Origin of the sequence: Roseibium denhamense (genome assembly GCF_009711415.1) — a bacterium.
Lineage (GTDB): Bacteria > Pseudomonadota > Alphaproteobacteria > Rhizobiales > Stappiaceae > Roseibium > Roseibium denhamense.
Map to the genome: position 1 here is coordinate 56,434 of NZ_SMLZ01000110.1, position 17,442 is coordinate 73,875.

Genomic DNA, 17,442 nt, shown 5'->3' on the forward strand with positions numbered 1-17,442 from the left:
CAAGGCTCCTTAGAGTTCGACAAGGCTGGAAACTAGGCCCAGCCGAGTCGCTTTCTAGAGCACGTTGATACCTCTGAATGCCCGGCTAATCCAGCTACCTTCGTCTTCAGACGGTTGGAAACCGCCCTCGTTGAGGAGCGTGAAGGCATCCTTGTACCACTGGGTATCGGGATAGTTGTGTCCTAGCACTGCTGCCGCAGTCTGCGCCTCGCTGACAACACCCAGTGCGTAGTAAGATTCAGTCAGCCGGAACAGCGCTTCTTCCACATGCCGGGTGGTCTGGTAGTTCAAAACAACATTTTTGAAGCGGTTGATCGAGGCAACATAGTTCCGCCTTTTGAGATAGTACCGGCCGATCTGCATTTCTTTGCCGCCAAGCTGGTCTCGAACAACGCGAAGTTTCTGCTCGGCATCGGCAGTGTATTCGGAGTCGGGATACCGCTGAATCAGATCCTGAAACGCTGAAGCCGCCCGCTCGGTCGGACCTTGGTCCCGGGTAATGTCCGGCATCTGACGGAAGTAACTTTGCCCGGCAATGTAGAGCATGTAGGCAGCGTCTTCATCGCCTGGGTAAAGGGTCACGAACCGCTGGGCCGCCGTGATCGCCTCGGTGTACTTGCCCCTTGAGTAATTAAGGAAGGCCAGGTTCACGAGGGACTTTTTGGAATATTCAGAGTAGGGATAGAGCTTGTCCAGCTCTTCAAATTTCTCGGTAGAATCTCTAAGATTTCCCTGTGCGCGAAGCGCCAAGCCTTCGTTGAACAGGACTTCAGGCGGCGTGTCGTTCAGGGCAAGCTCATCGAGATCGTCTTTGCCGCCGCAAGCCGCCAGCGCCAAGGGTGCAGCCAGGACTGCAAGCTTCAAAAGGGTTTTCAGGTGCTTGGTGACTCTTGCCGCAAGCCCGCTGTCCATTCCGTTCACGCCGTTACTCCCGAGCCGTTCAAGGCCCCATCCGGCCCGTTTTGGCCGGGCCCTACAATCGCTTTGAAAAAGTGTTTACCGGAAACGTACCGCCCCCGTCACGTACAGATCGGCCAATTGAAGGATTTTTTGAGCTTTTTTATGGCAACCGGCTGAATTTGGCTGAACATCTGTGACTGAGACGGCGCTTAGCCGCTGCACAGGCGCGAAGCAAGTTCAGGAAACGTCCGGCCCAAAAACGGCTGATGCGGCCAATCCGCCCTTGTCAACCTGCCCCACACGCCGGAAAGCTGGAGCTTCGACGAGTTCAAACGCTGACGGGTCTTCGAACAACTTCACCAGGATAGAGTGGTTCATCTTATGGCCGCCCTTGTAGGAGCGGTAAAGACCGAGGATTGGAAGACCGGCAAGAGCAAGATCCCCCACCGCATCAAGAGCCTTGTGCCGCGCAAATTCGTCCGGCCAGCGAGTGCCTTCCGGGTTCAAAACCTTATCGTCCGAAATTGCCACTGAGTTCTCAAGAGAAGACCCCAGCGCAAAGCCCATTTTCCAGAGCTGCTCGACATCCTTCACGTTGCCGAAGGTCCGCGCACGGGAAAGTTCATCACGGAACACGTCCGGTGTCATGTCTGACACAAACTGCTGGCGGCCGATCAAAGGCGTGTCGAAATCGATAGTGATATCAAACTTCGTTCCGTCATAGGGACGCAGTTCGCACCACGCACTGCCGTTATCGACACGAACGGTTTTCTTGACTTTCAGATACCGGCGGCCGCGATCCAGTGATTTCAGTCCGACCTGCTCAATCGCATCCACGAAGACCGTGCTGCTGCCATCCATGATCGGCATTTCCGGGCCGTCGATCTCCACGATAAGGTTATCGACACCCATGCCAAACAAGGCGGCCATGATATGCTCTACCGTTGCAATGCCGTCCTTTGACGGATCGCCAAGGACAGTGCAAAGGGCGGTTGCGGAGACTTCGTCCCATTTCGCCGGAATTTCAGCGGCGTTTTCGCAATCGGTGCGGGTGAACACAATCCCCACGCAAGCTTCGGCGGGCACCAAGGTAATCGACGCGGGTTTCCCCGAATGAACGCCGATACCGGTCAGTGTCACCTGATCGGCAAGCGTCGTCTGTCGGTCGATGTAATTGGTCATGCACCCAGCCCTTCCGGTTTGGGATCGGAAAGCAGTCCGGATTTGCCTTAAAAAGGTTACGGACTTTTAACGATCACCAGTTGCCGGGGAAGATAGTCGCAAATACCGAGTCTATGAAATAAAGCTTTATTACGGTTTGTAACGATCCACAGACGCGCAACCTTTTGATAAAAAACGATCTTTTTATTCGTGTTACAAAAGCAGCCCGAAGTTCACACTCCGGGCTGCCGCGATCAGGGAAGAGGATCGCAATTCGAATCAGTTGGCCTGACGGCGCAGGAACGCCGGGATCTCCAACTGCTCGTCTTCTGTTTGCGCAACCGGCTTTGGTGCAGCCCGGCCTGTGCCGTCAAGCTGGCCTGCCGCCCCTTGCGCGCCTTGGCGCGGCTGAGCAGGACGGGGCGTTGCGGCCGGAGCCGGACGCATTTGCGGAGCAGCCCGCTGCTGCGGTGCTTCTGCCTCGAACTCTTCCTCGTCCTCACGGCGGCCAAGACCACTTGCCAACCGGCGGAGAAGTCCCATCGGGCGGCGGTCTTCTTCGCCGTGCTCGTCAGCCATGGCAGCTGGCGCTGCAGCGGGTGCGGCTTGTTGCGGAACCGCAGCCTTTTGTGGCTCGGCCTGTGGTTGTTGAGCCATTATTTCGCGCTGCGCGATCGGCGGGAAGTCTTCTACCCGCGGCATCCGCGGTGCCGGGGAGTGTTCTTCCGCTGCCGGCGGAATGTAAGGCTTTGCGACCGGTGCATCGTCCACGACGGGAGCAGGCGTCTCGTCTTCCAGATCCATCATGTGCGGTTTGGCAGAAATGGATTCGGCAGTCGGTTGAACCTTCTTGATCTCAACATCCGGATCGCTGGCCACAGAGACCGGCTTCGGATCCGGAATAGCAAGTTCCCGCTCGAGATTGGCAACAGCCTTCGCCGCAGCATCCTCGACACTTGCAGACACTGCAGCTGCCGTGGAAATCGAAGGTGTGCGCTCAACCAAGGCCGGCTGCTTTACAGGCTGTGCGCCAGCTGCTGGAAAGGTACCAGCGGCCTGGCCTTCCTCCCGGTCAATCCCGGTTGCCACGACCGATACTCGGATGATGCCATCAAGCGTCTCGTCGAACGTCGCGCCAAGAATGATGTTGGCGTCTGCGTCGACTTCTTCGCGGATGCGGGTTGCTGCTTCATCCACTTCGAACAGCGTCAGATCGTTGCCGCCGGTAATGGAGATCAACAGACCTCTTGCACCCTTCATCGAGCTTTCGTCGAGCAGCGGATTTGCAATGGCAGCTTCCGCTGCCTGCTGAGCCCGCTTTTCGCCGGAGGCTTCCCCGGTGCCCATCATGGCCTTGCCCATGCCGCGCATGACAGAGCGGACATCGGCAAAGTCGAGGTTGATCAGGCCTTCCTTGACCATCAGGTCGGTGATGCAGGCAACACCGGAATATAGAACCTGGTCGGCCATGGCGAATGCGTCGGCAAAGGTTGTCTGCGCATTGGCGATCCGGAACAGGTTCTGGTTCGGAATGACGATCAGCGTATCAACGTTGCGCTGAAGTTCTTCGATCCCGCTGTCCGCAATGCGCATCCGGCGCGCACCTTCGAACTGGAACGGCTTGGTGACCACACCAACGGTCAGGATGCCTTGTTCGCGCGCAGCGCGGGCAATCACAGGAGCAGCACCTGTGCCTGTACCACCGCCCATACCGGCCGTGATGAACACCATGTGCGACCCGCTGAGATGGTCGTTGATCTCGTCGATCACTTCCTCGGCCGCTGCAGAGCCGACTTCAGGCTGCGAGCCGGCACCAAGTCCTTCGGTGACCGCAACGCCCATCTGGACGAGCCGGTCGGACTGGTTCATGGCAAGGGCTTGAGCATCCGTATTGGCAACGACAAAGTCGCACCCCTGGAGGCCAGCCGTGATCATGTTATTGACGGCGTTTCCGCCCGCGCCGCCGACGCCGAAGACCGTAATGCGGGGCTTCAGCTCCTGAATGTCGGGCATCTTCAGGTTAATGGTCATGTTATCCTCGCGACCCACTGGTGCCCCCGCATCGGGAGCAGCCTCTTCTTCCCTAATTTCGTTAGCCAATCCTGGCAGTTCCATATCTTGGCTGGTGTCTTCTTCGCTCATGTCTTCAGAAGCTTTCCCTGATCCATTGGCCCACACGGGCCAGGTAACCAGATTGCCCGCCCCACCCGGACCTGCGGTTCTTGTGCTCGAACTGCTCGATCTGCGCGACTTGCGGATAAATCAAGAGACCAACGGCCGCGGCAAATGCCGGACCTTTGGCGGCCTCGGGAAGACCGGCGACGCCTAGAGGCCGGCCAAGACGGACGTTGCGTCCCAGAATGTGGCGCGCAACTTCTCCCAAACCCGTGAGCTGACTGGCGCCCCCGGTCAAAACGATCTGCTTTCCCACCCGGCCGGCAAAGCCGGAGGCCGTCAGGCGATCTCTCACGAGTTCAAGGATTTCTTCCACGCGCGGGCGTATGACTCGTGTCAGTGCCGAGCGCGGGATCTGGTTTGGCAAATCGCCATCGCTTTCCAGCGCCGGAACGGTGAGCATATCGCGCTCATCGGAGCTGGACGCCAGCGGCGAACCATAAAGCGTTTTGAGCCGCTCTGCGTCCTGCAGGCGGGTCGCAAATGCACGGGCGATATCGGTGGTGACGTGATTGCCGCCAACGGCAATCGCGTCCAGGTGCACCATATGCCCATCTACAAAGACGGACAGGGTGGTTGTTCCACCGCCCATGTCGATGCAGGCGACACCGAGTTCAGCCTCATCATCCACGATGGTCGACAGGCCCGAAGCAAACGGTGTTGCAACCATGGTTTCCACATGCAGGTGGCCACGGTTGATGCAAAGCTCGAGATTGCGGACCGGTGCAACTTCGGCGGTCACCACCTGCATGTCGACACCCAGCTTGTGGCCCATCATCCCGCGAGGATCGCGAATGCCCCGGCTACCGTCCAGGGTGTAGGAGATCGGCAACGCGTGGGTAACCGCGCGCCCGTCGGTCACGGAGTGGCTGGAGCCTGCGGACAGAACCCTCTGGATATCGGCCTCAGAAACACTGTCGCCCGCCAACGGCACGCTGGCGCTGTAGATTTCGCTTTGCAGGCGGCCGCAGCTGATGTTTGCAATCAGCGATTCAACCGTCACCCCTGCCATCCGCTCGGCACTGTCGACTGCGAGCCGGATGGCATGCTCGGCTGCATCCATGTCGACCACGACGCCGGACTTGATCCCGCGGGAGCGCTGATAGCCGTAGCCCAGCACTTCGACCTTGTGAGACCGGCTCGAAAGGATCGACCGCTCTTCCTGCGGGATAAGCTTGGCGATCAGGCAGCAAACCTTGGTGGAACCAACATCCAGCACGGACATGATGACCGAGCGCCGGCTTGGCAACGGACGCATCTTTGGAAGATACAACAGGTTGGAAGCACTGCTCATGTGTCGCGCTCCCTGTTGCCGGACCCGCCGTTGCCGCCGGTCATGATTTTGCGTTGTTCTGCTGCCTCGTCCGACATGCGGACCGTAACCCGGTCGGCAAGGCGCAGGTCAATCGCCACGATATCGCGGGCCAGAAGACCGCTTTCCTTGTCCATTTTCATCAATTCTGAAAGCGCAGCTTCCGTGTTTTCTTCCGGCAGCCGGATTGTAATCCCGTTCTCAAGCTGCAGATCCCAGCGCCGGTCCTTGATCAGGAAGGCGGCGCGAACCCGCGGACGGAGCTCGGGAACCGTGGCAAGCGCGGTGTAGATTTCCTTGGCACGGCGCTGTGCACCATGGTTCACAACCAGAAGGAGATTTGCATAGCGGCCATCAACATCATCCGTGATGACGTCCCCAGCCTCATTGACGATCGACACAGAGTCGCCCCGCTGCCAAAGCGCGTAAGGCTCGCGTTCCTCGATCTTGATTTGAAGCGTGCTTGGATAGAGCTTCATCACTGAAGCATTTTTAACCCAGGCCATCTCGTTCAGCCGCTCACGGGCGCCGGATGCATCAAACAGGATCAGCGAAGTGCCTTCATGAATTTCCAGCGCTTCCAGGATCTGGAATTCGTCGATTTCCCGTTGCCCGGACAATTTAACGGCTTCCACGCCGAAGCCGGCGGCAGACAAAAGAGCATCGGCAACCACCTTGCCGTGCCCCCCTATGACTATTCCATAACCAATCGTTAAGGTTAAGAAACCAATAGCAGCAGCCGAGCCGCTCCAGTTCGGAAGATGGGCAAGATGCCCAGAGGCACGCCAAACGGGCTGACGATGCAAACGCGACACGCCGCGCCCGCGCGGGGCCAGCTCGGCCTCCAGCGGGGTCATCCCGTCCCGTTTATGTTTGCGCCCTAGCGACAGCAACTTGCGTCCTCAACCATCCAGCTCACCAGGTCCTTGAAGCTTATGCCCGAATGCTCGGCCATTTCGGGAACGAGCGAGGTCGGCGTCATGCCTGGTTGCGTGTTTACTTCAAGGCAAATCAGATCCCCGGTTCCGTCTTCGCGTTCATCGAATCGGAAATCGGCCCGGGACACCCCACGGCATCCCAGAGCCTGATGCGCCTTGATGGCCAGTGTCTCAACTGTTTGGTAAACAAAGGGTGAAATTTTTGCAGGAAGGATGTGTTTTGATCCGCCTTCTACATATTTCGCATCATAATCATAAAAGCCCTGCCCTTGCGGGATGATATCGATGACCCCGAGCGCCCGTCCGTCCATGACCGCGCAGGTCAATTCGCGGCCCTTGATGAACTTCTCGCACATTAGAACATCGGGATAAGGCCAGTCCTCCCGCTGCAGCTCTTGCGGCGGAAAGGCTTGATCTTCCTTGATAATCAGCACCCCGAAACTGGACCCCTCATTGATGGGTTTCAGAACGTAGGGCGGCTCCATCGGGTGGTCCCGGCCGATCTCCCGGCGGTTCACAATCTTGTGCTCGGTCACCGGAACTCCGGCCGCCGCCATGACCGCCTTGGCCTTGATTTTGTTCATCGCGAGGGCCGAAGCCATCACGCCGGAGTGGGTATAGGGAATGTTAAGAAACTCTAATATTCCCTGAACACAGCCATCCTCGCCGAACGGTCCATGCAGGGCATTGAAGGCGACATCCGGCTTCAATTGCTTCAGGACTTCGGAGATGTTCCGGTCCACATCAACCCGGGTAACCTTGTACCCCGCTTCTTCCAGGCCCTTGGCGCAGCCTTCTCCAGTCGACAGGCTCACAGGACGTTCATTCACCCATCCACCCATCAAAACGGCAACATGCTTCTTCGCCACTACGCGGCCTCCTGATCCTGACCCAAAAACGGCTCAACCGGCCCCTCGGCCCCAAAGTTCCCCAAGCGCTTGATTTCCCATTCAAGCCGGATCCCGCTGTTTTTCAGCACCCGCGCCCGCACCGTTTCACCCAACAACTCAAGGTCATGCGCAGTTGCGCTGCCGGTATTGATCATGAAATTGCAGTGCATTTCAGACATTTGCGCGCCGCCGATGGTCAGGCCGCGGCAGCCAGCGGCATCGACTTCCTTCCAGGCGGACGTGCCTTCCGGGTTCTTGAAGGTCGAGCCGCCGGTTTTTTCCCGGATCGGCTGGGCCTTTTCCCGGTGTTCGACCACGGCCGCCATTTCGGCGCGAATACCGGTTTCGTCCTGCGGGATGCCCTCAAAAACAGCGGACGTGAAAATAAGATCCCTGGATGCACTGGAATGGCGGTAGGCGTAGCCCATGTCCGCATTGGACAGGACATGCTTGTTGCCATCCCGGTCAATTGCGGTCAGCTCCACCATCCGCTCACGGGTTTCCGTGCCATGCGCACCGGCGTTCATCCGCAGCGCACCGCCCAAAGCGCCCGGAATGCCGGTATAAAAGGCAAAACCGCCAAGCCCCGCCCCGGCAGCTGTTTCCGCAAGGCGCTTGTCGGGCACCGCAGCCCCTGCCCGCAAGCGGTTGCCGTCCAGGATTTCCGTACCGCCGAACCCTTTGGCACTTAACCTGACGACCACACCGGCGAGCCCGCCGTCTCGGATGAGCAGGTTCGATCCGAGGCCGACCGGAAGAACCGGGATGTCTTTGGGCAGCTTCATGAGGAAGGCTGCAAGGTCGTCTTCATCGGCCGGCTGGAACATCAACTGGGCAGGCCCGCCGGTGCGGAACCAGGTTACCGATGAGAGCGGCTGGTTCGGCGTAAGCCGTCCGCGCGTGCCCTCCTTCAGGTCCGGCAAGTCGATAAGAAGGTCGGGATAGCTCATGGCAGGGCTCACAGCGCTTCCAGCTGTTTTGGCAGGGCATAGGCCCACTGGGTAATGTTGCCCGCCCCAAGGCAAACAACGAAATCTCCGGGCCCGGCGATTTCCTTGACCAGCTGTGGCAATTCTTCCGGTGTGCCAAAAGCCTTTACGTTCCGGTGTCCCCTGGTCTTCATACCCGAGACAAGGTCTTCATGGGAGGCGCCTTGGATCGGCTGTTCACCGGCTGCATAAACCGGCGCGATCAGCACCGCATCGGCATCATTGAAGCAATTGGAAAAATCATCGAACAGGCTTTGGAGGCGCGAATAGCGATGCGGCTGCATGACCGCAATCACCTTGCCGTTGGTGGACTGCCGGGCCGCATGGAGAACGGCCTTGATCTCGACCGGATGGTGCCCGTAATCGTCGAAGATCTGAACACCGCCGACGGTACCCGTGTGTGTGAACCGGCGTTTGACCCCACCGAATGCAGAGATCCCCTTGGTGAGGTCTTCAGGTCCGACCCCAAGTTGCGATGCAACCGCGATGGCAGCCGTGGCATTCGAGACATTGTGGAGCCCCGGCATGGGAAGAACGAGGTCCTTGAGCTCCGTAACATCATCGGACCGCCGGTCCCGAATTGTGACCGAGAACGTTGATTTCCCGCCATCCATGGAGACATCTGTATAACGGACATCCGCCTGTGGGTTTGTGCCATAGGTGACCACGCGGCGGTCCTCGATGGTGCCAATCATGGTCTGGACTTCGGGATGGTCCAGGCACATTACGGCGAACCCGTAAAACGGTACGTTTTCGATGAACTGCCTGAAGGCCGCCCGGACGCCGGCGAAGTCGCCGTAATGGTCCAGGTGTTCCGGATCGATGTTCGTGACAATCGCAACGTCTGCCGGAAGTTTGACGAACGTTCCGTCGCTCTCATCGGCCTCGACGACCATCCAGTCGCCCTCGCCCATCCGGGCGTTGGTCCCGTAGGCGTTGATGATTCCGCCATTGATGACGGTCGGATCGAGTTTCCCTGCGTCTAACAACGCCGCAACCATGGATGTGGTCGTTGTTTTGCCGTGGGTTCCGCCAACGGCAATGGCCTGTTTGAACCGCATGAGTTCGGCAAGCATTTCCGCGCGCCGGACAACCGGGATCAGCTTTTCGCGGGCTGCGACCAGTTCCGGATTATCTTTTTTGATCGCGGAAGAAACGACCAAAACTTCTGCATCGCCGAGGTTCTCAGCCGCATGACCGACTGTCACCGGAATTCCGTTGGCCCGAAGCCGCTGCACGTTGGCATTTTCCGCCATGTCGGAGCCCTGGACAGCATAGCCGAGGGTTTTCAGGACCTCCGCGATCCCGCTCATACCGATACCTCCAATGCCGACGAAGTGAACCGGTCCGATATCCTGCGGCATTTTCATGGCCGTTCTCCTTTGGTCTCGGCAACTGCCTCAACGAGATCTGCAAGCCGTTTGACGGCATCTGGTTTGGCGACGCTTCTCGCATTTTGTGCGGCTTCGGCAAGCATGCCGGGCGCGTTTGCAAAGCGCTGCAATTCTTGCGCAAGGCGGTCGGGATAAAGATCGACTTCCCGGATCGGCCAAGCCCCGCCCACCTTCTCAAGTACCTTGGCGTTGGCTGCCTGATCCTGATCGAGCGCGCCTGGAAGCGGCACCAGGATGGAGGGCCGGCCGAGAACAGCCAACTCGCTCACCGATGAGGCACCCGACCGGCAAATCACGAGATGCGCCTGAGCGATCCGTTGGGGCAAATCCTGAAAGAAGGGTGCGCATTCGGCATCGACACCCTGCTCATCATATGCCGCCTGGACCCGCTCCATGTCTTCCGGACGGCACTGCTGCACAATCTTGAGCCGATCCCGGACAGCCTCGGGCAGACTAGTAACTGCCGGGGGCAGGAGATCAGAAAAGAAGCGGGCGCCCTGCGACCCGCCGAAGACAAGCAGGTTAAGCGGGCCACCTTCTTGCGGCGGCGAATAGGCGAGCTCGGCCGCGTCCAGAACCGCGTCCCGGACCGGGTTTCCGGTCTGCGTCAGTTTGGCGGTCAGTCCGGCCGGAAGATCGTCTATCGGAACGCTGGTCGCAATGGCCGTTGCCCCTTTTGCAAGCAGCTTGTTGGCCCGTCCCATCACGCCATTCGCCTCGTGGAGAATTGACGGGGTATTGGTCAAGCGGGCAGCGAACATTGGCGGAAAGGTCGGATACCCGCCAAATCCTGCAACCACATCCGGCTTCAGTTTCTTGATGACGGCCCGCGCCTGCAGGGTCCCGAGAAACAGGCGCAAGGCTGTCTTTGCCAGGGATACCGGATTCTTGCTGCGGATGGTTTCGGACGAAATGATATGAACGTCCCGCGCGGGAAAGGCGCTGCCATATTTGTCGGCGCGCTCGTCGGTCGCAAGTTCAACCGTCCAGCCGCGCCGGATCAATTCGCTGGCGAGCGCTTGAGCTGGAAATAAATGGCCGCCGGTTCCTCCGGCCGTCAGGAGAACTGTTTTGCTCATAGACTACAGACAAAGGCCTTTACATCAGGGACGAAGGCGACAACCGGCTGACGGTGACCACAGCACCGCGGCTTGGTTGCGGACGACGGCGGGTCAAAGCCAGGATCGCACCGGCGGTCATGGCTGAGGAAAGAAGCGATGACCCGCCATAGGAGATAAACGGGAGCGTCATGCCCTTGGAGGGTATGAGGTGGAGGTTCACAGCAAGATTGATGGTGGCCTGCAGGCCGAATAGGACAACGAGACCAGCGGTCGCCAGACGGCTGAACGCATCCTGGTCCTTGCTGGCATGCCAGAGACCGCGGATCACGATAAAGGCAAAGACCGACACAACGATAAGGCAGGCGACGGCGCCGAACTCCTCGCCGACAACCGCGAAGATAAAATCCGCATGGCTGTCCGGAAGGATCCTCTTCACGGTTCCCTCCCCGGGGCCACGGCCGAACCAGCCGCCGGACAGGAAGGAATCCATGGCGGTATCGATCTGATACGTGTCACCGGAACTTGGATCAAGGAACCGGTCCACGCGCGCGGTCACGTGCGGCAGGAAAGCATAGGCGGCAAAGAGGCCGACGAGCCCCGTCAAACCGAGCCCCATGATGATCAGCCATGAAATGCCATTGAAGAAGAACAGGCCGGCCCAGACCAGGCCAAGAAGCATTGTCTGGCCGAAATCCGGCTGGGCGATCAAGAGCGCCGCACAAATGCCAAAGAGCACAAAGGCAAACAGAACCCCTGGCACTTCGCTGCGCCGTCCGCTCTCGGACAAAAGAAAGGCGATCAGGACCACAAAGGCAGGTTTCAGGAACTCCGATGCCTGCAGCGACACGCCGCCGAGATAGATCCAGCGCCTGGCGCCCTTGGTTTCAAAGCCCATGAACAGGGTTGCGATAAGCAGGATAAGAGAAACGGTGAACACGAGCAGAGCGGCCCGGCGCACCATGCGCGGTGTCATCAAGGAGCCCGCAAGCATCAATCCCAAGGCTGGGATCAGGTACATTGCCTGGCGCTTGACGAAAAACAGTGTGTCGACGCCAATGCGCTCCGCGACCGGAGGGCTTGCAGCAAATGAAAAGACCACACCAGCAAGCATCAAGAGGCTGAAAGCTGCCAGCAAGTAGTGGTCAACTGTCCAGAACCAATCGGCGAACCGGCTTCGATCAGCGCGCGAAACCATTATGCGACCTCCTGAGTGTTTTTATCACCCGGCAAGGCACGCACCGCATCTACAAAAGCAGCGCCCCGCAGTTCGAAATTGGGGAATTGGTCAAAGCTGGCACATGCTGGCGACAGCAATATGGCGATTTCCTCAGCACCATCTTCCGCCGCTTCTCCGGCCGCATCCCGGACGGCTTCGGCCAATGTACCGCTCACCTTGAAGGGAACACGGCCTTCCAGGGTTTTGGCGAATTCGCTCGCCGCCTCACCGATCAGGAAGGTCTTGGCGATACGGGGGAAATACTCGTCCAACGAGGAGATCCCGCCTTCCTTGGCACGTCCGCCCGCAATCCAGTAAATCCGGTCGAAGCTGGATAGGGCCCGTGCTGCCGCATCGGCATTTGTCGCCTTGGAATCGTTTATGAACAGGATCCGGCCATTCCGGGCAACGACTTCCATGCGGTGGTGAAGGCCCGGAAACGTCTTCAGGGCACCCGCAATTTTCGCCGGCGGGATGTCCAGTGCCCTTAAAGCCGCGAATGCGGCTGCTGCGTTTTGACCGTTATGATCACCGCGCAGGCTGTCGATGCCGCCAAGATGCGCCACTTCGGTCTGTGTTCCGTCATGTGCTTCGAGAAGGTCGCCATGACGCGCATAAATTCCGCTGGTCAGCTCCCGCTCACCGGCAATCCGGCATACGGGCTTCCGCGCCAACTCGAGCCGGTCGGCGATCATGGAAGACAGCCGGTCATCCACGCCGACAATGGCAACCTTGGAGCCGGCCACCAGACGCTCCTTGATCGCCGCGTAATGTTCCATGCTTCCGTGCCGGTCGAGGTGATCCGGCGACAGGTTCATATGCACACCAACAGTCGGATCAAGCGTTGGCGCCAGATCTATCTGGTATGATGAACACTCAATCACATAGTGGCGGCCGGGCTGCGGTGGTGCCAGGTCCAGCACGGGCGTGCCGATGTTGCCGCCCATTTGCACGTCATAGCCAAGAGCTTCCAAAAGATGGCTGATCAGCGCCGTCGTGGTCGATTTTCCGTTGGTTCCGGTAATGGCAATCATGGGGGCCTGCGGGCACAGGACCCGCCGCTCCCGGCAGAAGAGCTCTACATCCCCAATGACTTCGACACCTGCATCGCGCGCCAAATCCACCGACCAATGCGGCACGGGATGTGTCAAAGGTACACCGGGGGCCAGCACGAGCGCAGATACATGCGACCAATCAAGTTCGCGCAGGTTCTGGGTTTTAAGCCCGTCCTTGCCCGCCTGGCTGACCCGGTCTGTATTGTCATCGAAACACACCACATCCGCACCGCCGGCCTGAAGAGCCTTCGCGGTCGCCAAACCCGACCCGCCCAGTCCGAACAGGGGAACGGTTTGATCCTTGAATGTGGTGACCGGGATCATCCACTTACCTCAGTTTCAACGTTGCAAGACCGATCAGGGCAAGAACGACGGAGATGATCCAGAAACGGATCACAACCTGGCTTTCGGTCCAGCCTTGAATCTCAAAATGGTGGTGGATTGGCGCCATCCGGAAAACACGCTTGCCTGTGAGGCGGAACGACATGACCTGAACGATGACGGAGACGGCCTCCAGCACGAACAGACCACCGATAATGGCAAGGACGATTTCGTGTTTCGTGGCAACGGCAATAGCGCCAATCATGCCGCCAAGCGCCAGCGAACCCGTATCTCCCATGAAAATCGCGGCCGGCGGCGCATTGAACCATAAAAAGCCGAGCCCGGCTCCAATCACGGCCCCGCAGATCACGGCCAGCTCACCAGTACCGGCGACATAGTGGATCTGCAGATAGTTTGCGAAAAGCGCATTTCCCGACAGATAGGCAATCAGGCCGAAGGACGCGCACGCAATCATCACCGGCACGATCGCCAAACCGTCAAGCCCGTCGGTCAAGTTCACCGCATTCCCGGCGCCAACCATCACAAAGGCCGCAAACGGGATGAAGAAAAGGCCGAGATTGAGGGTCAGATCCTTCAGGAACGGAAAGGCGATGGAGGTGGAAAAAGGTGGATTGTCGAGAATGGTAACAGCGAATGCAGCAGCTCCGGCAATCGCAAATTCAAGTCCAAGCCGGGCCTTGCCGCCAAAGCCCTTGTGGGAAGACTTGGTGACTTTCAGATAATCATCGTAAAAGCCGATCAGGCCAAACCCCAGCGTCACCCCGATGACCACCCAAACATAAGGGTTGGTAAGATCCGCCCAAAGCAGCGCAGCAACAAGCGCGCCGGACAGGATCATCAGCCCGCCCATGGTCGGCGTGCCCTTCTTGGTCAGATGGCTTTCCGGACCGTCCGCACGGATCGGCTGGCCATGCCCCTGGCGGATGCGCAGGCTCGCAATAATCTTTGGCCCGAACAGAAACACGAAGAACAAGGCCGTCATGATCGCGCCGCCAGTGCGGAACGTGATATACCGGAACACGTTCAGTGCGGATATCTGGTCTGCGAACTGGCCCAAAAAATAAAACATCAGCTTTTCCCTATGCCGCTGCAGTATCGTCAGCAGGCGGATATTCTTTTTTCAAGGCGTCGACAAGCGGGCCCATCTTGGTTCCGAGCGATCCCTTGATCATAATCACGTCGCCCGGACGGATATCATTTAAAAGCGGATCTTCCAGATCTTTTGCCTCTTCGCTGTAATGGGCTTTGAGATCATGGGGCAATTGCTGCCAAAGAGAGCGCATATGCGGTCCGGCGCAGTAAACCGCGTCAACTTGGGCCTCCTCGATGGGACCGGCGAGTTCGGCATGGAGACGGTCGGCGTCGGGACCAAGCTCACGCATATCACCGATGACAGCAATCCGGCGGCCAGGGCGCTTGACGGGTGCTTCTGCAAGCACCGCAAGGGCGGCCCGCATTGACGCGGGATTGGCGTTGTAGCTCTCGTCAATCAGGTTGACCTCGCCGCCCGGGAACGGCAGACGGGTTACCTCGCCGCGGCCCTTCGGCGGACGCATGGCGTCAAGCGCAAGCCCTGCCTTGGCCAGGTCACCGCCAAGCGCGACGACCGCCGTCAGAACAGCAAGGCTGTTCTTGACATGATGCTTGCCCGGTGCACCGATCTTGTAGGTTATCTCACGGCCCAGAATGCTGGCATCGACACTCGACCCAGCTGGATAACTGGCAACATTTTCCAGGAAACTGTCACAGGCGCTGGTCTCGCCAAACGTCTGAACATGGCTCACACCCGCCGTTGTCGCCAGGAACCGCAGCAGGTCATATTGGCGGTTGTCCCGGTTCAAGATGGCGATGCCATCCGGCTCCAGCCCATCGAATATTTCGGCCTTGGCCTGGGCGATCTTCTCGACCGACTCGAAAAACTCAAGATGCACCGCCTGGACCGTCGTGATGATCGCCACATGCGGGCGGACCATCTTGACGAGCGGGGAAATCTCACCGGCATGGTTCATGCCGATTTCAAAGACGCCGAACTCGGTGTCCTGCGGCATCCGCGCCAGTGTCAGCGGAACACCCCAATGGTTGTTGAACGAAGCAACGGAAGCATGAACCTTGCCTGATTTTTCAAGCGTGAGCCGAAGCGCCTCTTTTGTGCCCGTCTTGCCGACAGACCCGGTGACGGCAACGATACGCGCTTCAGTCCTCGCCCGCGCTGCCCGCCCAACCTGACGGAGCGCCTCCAGCGGATCGTCAACGACCACATAACGCCCGTCCTCAGGCAGCGACGCCAACCGGCTTTCGGCAACAAGCGCGAGCGAGGCGCCTGCCTCCAAAGCCTGAGCCACATAATCATGCCCGTCCAGCCGGTCGCCCTTGATCGCAACAAAGGCATCGCCGGGCTGAAGGCTCCGGCTGTCTATGGATATTCCGGTAATGTCAGCGCGAACGTCCCCTTGCTTGCGCCCCGCACAGGCTTCAACAAAGGCATCCAAGGTCCAAAGCGGGTCGCTCATGTGTCTCCTAATTGGCTGATCGCGCGTGTAACGGCTTCGTGATCGGAAAAGGGAATCACTGTGTCGCCAACAATCTGGCCCGTTTCGTGGCCTTTTCCGGCAACACACAGGATATCGCCTGAGTGCAAGCGGCGCACGCCCTCTGCAATCGCCTCGTACCGATCTCCAATTTCCAAAGCTCCAGGCGCGCCACCAACAACAGCTTTGCGGATGGATGCCGGATCTTCGGATCTTGGATTGTCATCCGTCACAATTACAAGATCAGCGTGCCGGGCAGCGGCTTCCCCCATCAGGGGGCGCTTGCCCGGATCACGGTCTCCGCCCGCGCCGATCACGACACTCAAGTGCCCCCTTGCAAAGGGCTTCAAGGCGGCAAGGGCTTTGTCGAGCGCATCCGGTTTGTGGGCATAATCAACGAACACCATCCCGCCGGAGCCAGTCTTACCGGCAAGCTCCAAGCGCCCCGGTGCCCCTTTCAGATTTTCCAGCGCGCGCATCACCGTTCCAACACCAATCCCGGCCGCAATCGACAGCCCTGCGGCAATCATTGCATTGGACACTTGAAACCGGCCGATCAATGGCAGGATAACCTTGTATTCGCCCCGTTCCGTCTCGATGGTAAGCAATTGACCACCGCCTTCAGGGCGCAGACCGGTGAGCTTCAGGTCTTTACCGGTTTCCCCGACGGTTAAGACCCGCACCCCGCGTTGCCCGGCAATTTGAAGCACCCGGTCGGCATATTTCTCACCGGGATCTACAACAACTGTTCCACTGGCCGGAAGAAGTTCGGAAAACAGGCGCAATTTCGCCTGAAGATAATCCTCAATCGTTGGATGGTAGTCCATGTGATCGCGGCCAAGATTGGTAAAGGCTGCTGCGGTCAAGCGGACACCGTCGAGGCGGTACTGATCGAGCCCGTGCGAAGAGGCTTCGAGGGCGGCATGATCAACCCCCTCATGCTGAAGCTCGGACAATTCCTTTTGAAGCGCCACGGGATCGGGCGTTGTTAGGCCGCCGTAACTTGATCCATCCGGGCGGATTGTTCCGAGCGTTCCAAGGCTGGCGGCCGGATGACCAGCCGCTTGGAAAATCTGCCGGACGAAATGGGCAACGGATGTTTTGCCGGCCGTTCCCGTAACCGCGACAATGGTATCGGGCTGCGCGCCATAGAAGCGGGCGGCCATCTTGGCAAAAACCTGTCGCGGTTCCTGACTGCCGAGAACCTGAACACGGGCATTAGAGACCGCCTGACGGACGCTTTCCACCACATCCGATGCGCACAGGATCGCAACCGCTCCGGCAGCCGCTGAATCCGCCGCGAATTGCGTGCCGTCGGTGCTGGCACCTTTAAAGGCTGCGAACAAATAACCTGGCTGGACCTTCCGGCTATCGGCCGTAAGTCCCTTGATCTGCAGGTCTGGCGCCGGATCCGGCAAGTCCATGCCGGCGGCGAGGTAGGAAAGATCCATGACTTCCGATCATCAAAGTAAGTGCGTCGT

General features: G+C 58.9%; 14 protein-coding genes. All 14 read right to left on the reverse strand.

From position 1 onward, the window contains the following. Positions 1 to 54 precede the first annotated feature (54 nt). Complete coding sequence (locus tag E1180_RS13620) at positions 55 to 912, reverse strand: outer membrane protein assembly factor BamD (RefSeq protein WP_155191894.1); 858 nt, start codon at positions 910 to 912, stop codon at positions 55 to 57. 225 nt (positions 913 to 1,137) lie between these two features. Then, positions 1,138 to 2,082 carry a UDP-3-O-acyl-N-acetylglucosamine deacetylase gene (gene lpxC / locus E1180_RS13625; protein WP_155191771.1) on the reverse strand — a complete coding sequence of 315 codons (945 nt, stop codon included), beginning with the start codon at positions 2,080 to 2,082 and terminating at the stop codon, positions 1,138 to 1,140. A gap of 258 nt (positions 2,083 to 2,340) precedes the next feature. After that, positions 2,341 to 4,092 carry a cell division protein FtsZ gene (ftsZ, locus tag E1180_RS13630; protein WP_155191895.1) on the reverse strand — a complete coding sequence of 584 codons (1,752 nt, stop codon included), beginning with the start codon at positions 4,090 to 4,092 and terminating at the stop codon, positions 2,341 to 2,343. Between the two features lie 115 nt (positions 4,093 to 4,207). After that, positions 4,208 to 5,530, reverse strand: a complete 1,323-nt coding sequence (gene ftsA / locus E1180_RS13635) for a cell division protein FtsA (RefSeq protein WP_155191772.1) — start codon at positions 5,528 to 5,530, stop codon at positions 4,208 to 4,210. Further along, complete coding sequence (locus E1180_RS13640; protein ID WP_208997134.1) at positions 5,527 to 6,405, reverse strand: cell division protein FtsQ/DivIB; 879 nt, start codon at positions 6,403 to 6,405, stop codon at positions 5,527 to 5,529. Before E1180_RS13640 ends, ftsA begins: the two co-directional genes overlap by 4 nt. 23 nt (positions 6,406 to 6,428) lie before the next feature. Beyond that, positions 6,429 to 7,355 carry a D-alanine--D-alanine ligase gene (locus E1180_RS13645; RefSeq protein WP_283404373.1) on the reverse strand — a complete coding sequence of 309 codons (927 nt, stop codon included), beginning with the start codon at positions 7,353 to 7,355 and terminating at the stop codon, positions 6,429 to 6,431. Next, positions 7,355 to 8,326: a UDP-N-acetylmuramate dehydrogenase gene (gene murB / locus E1180_RS13650; RefSeq protein WP_155191773.1), complete on the reverse strand. Its 972-nt coding sequence runs from the start codon at positions 8,324 to 8,326 to the stop codon at positions 7,355 to 7,357. Before murB ends, E1180_RS13645 begins: the two co-directional genes overlap by 1 nt. Before the next feature lie 8 nt (positions 8,327 to 8,334). Then, the gene (gene murC / locus E1180_RS13655; protein ID WP_155191774.1) at positions 8,335 to 9,735 is read right to left on the reverse strand and encodes a UDP-N-acetylmuramate--L-alanine ligase; all 1,401 of its coding nucleotides are present in this window, start codon (positions 9,733 to 9,735) and stop codon (positions 8,335 to 8,337) included. Beyond that, the gene (gene murG / locus E1180_RS13660; protein WP_155191775.1) at positions 9,732 to 10,838 is read right to left on the reverse strand and encodes an undecaprenyldiphospho-muramoylpentapeptide beta-N-acetylglucosaminyltransferase; all 1,107 of its coding nucleotides are present in this window, start codon (positions 10,836 to 10,838) and stop codon (positions 9,732 to 9,734) included. The genes murC and murG overlap by 4 nt, the downstream gene beginning before the upstream one ends. A gap of 19 nt (positions 10,839 to 10,857) precedes the next feature. After that, positions 10,858 to 12,015 (reverse strand): FtsW/RodA/SpoVE family cell cycle protein, encoded by a 1,158-nt coding sequence (locus tag E1180_RS13665; protein WP_155191776.1) that lies wholly within the window; start codon positions 12,013 to 12,015, stop codon positions 10,858 to 10,860. Next, positions 12,015 to 13,415 (reverse strand): UDP-N-acetylmuramoyl-L-alanine--D-glutamate ligase, encoded by a 1,401-nt coding sequence (gene murD / locus E1180_RS13670; protein WP_155191777.1) that lies wholly within the window; start codon positions 13,413 to 13,415, stop codon positions 12,015 to 12,017. The genes E1180_RS13665 and murD overlap by 1 nt, the downstream gene beginning before the upstream one ends. A 4-nt stretch (positions 13,416 to 13,419) precedes the next feature. Beyond that, positions 13,420 to 14,502: a phospho-N-acetylmuramoyl-pentapeptide-transferase gene (gene mraY, locus E1180_RS13675; RefSeq protein WP_155191778.1), complete on the reverse strand. Its 1,083-nt coding sequence runs from the start codon at positions 14,500 to 14,502 to the stop codon at positions 13,420 to 13,422. A 10-nt stretch (positions 14,503 to 14,512) separates the two neighbouring features. After that, entirely contained in the window at positions 14,513 to 15,943 is a 1,431-nt protein-coding gene (locus tag E1180_RS13680) for a UDP-N-acetylmuramoylalanyl-D-glutamyl-2,6-diaminopimelate--D-alanyl-D-alanine ligase (RefSeq protein ID WP_155191779.1), read from the reverse strand. Next, entirely contained in the window at positions 15,940 to 17,412 is a 1,473-nt protein-coding gene (locus E1180_RS13685; protein WP_155191780.1) for a UDP-N-acetylmuramoyl-L-alanyl-D-glutamate--2,6-diaminopimelate ligase, read from the reverse strand. The genes E1180_RS13680 and E1180_RS13685 overlap by 4 nt, the downstream gene beginning before the upstream one ends. Positions 17,413 to 17,442: the final 30 nt, after the last annotated feature.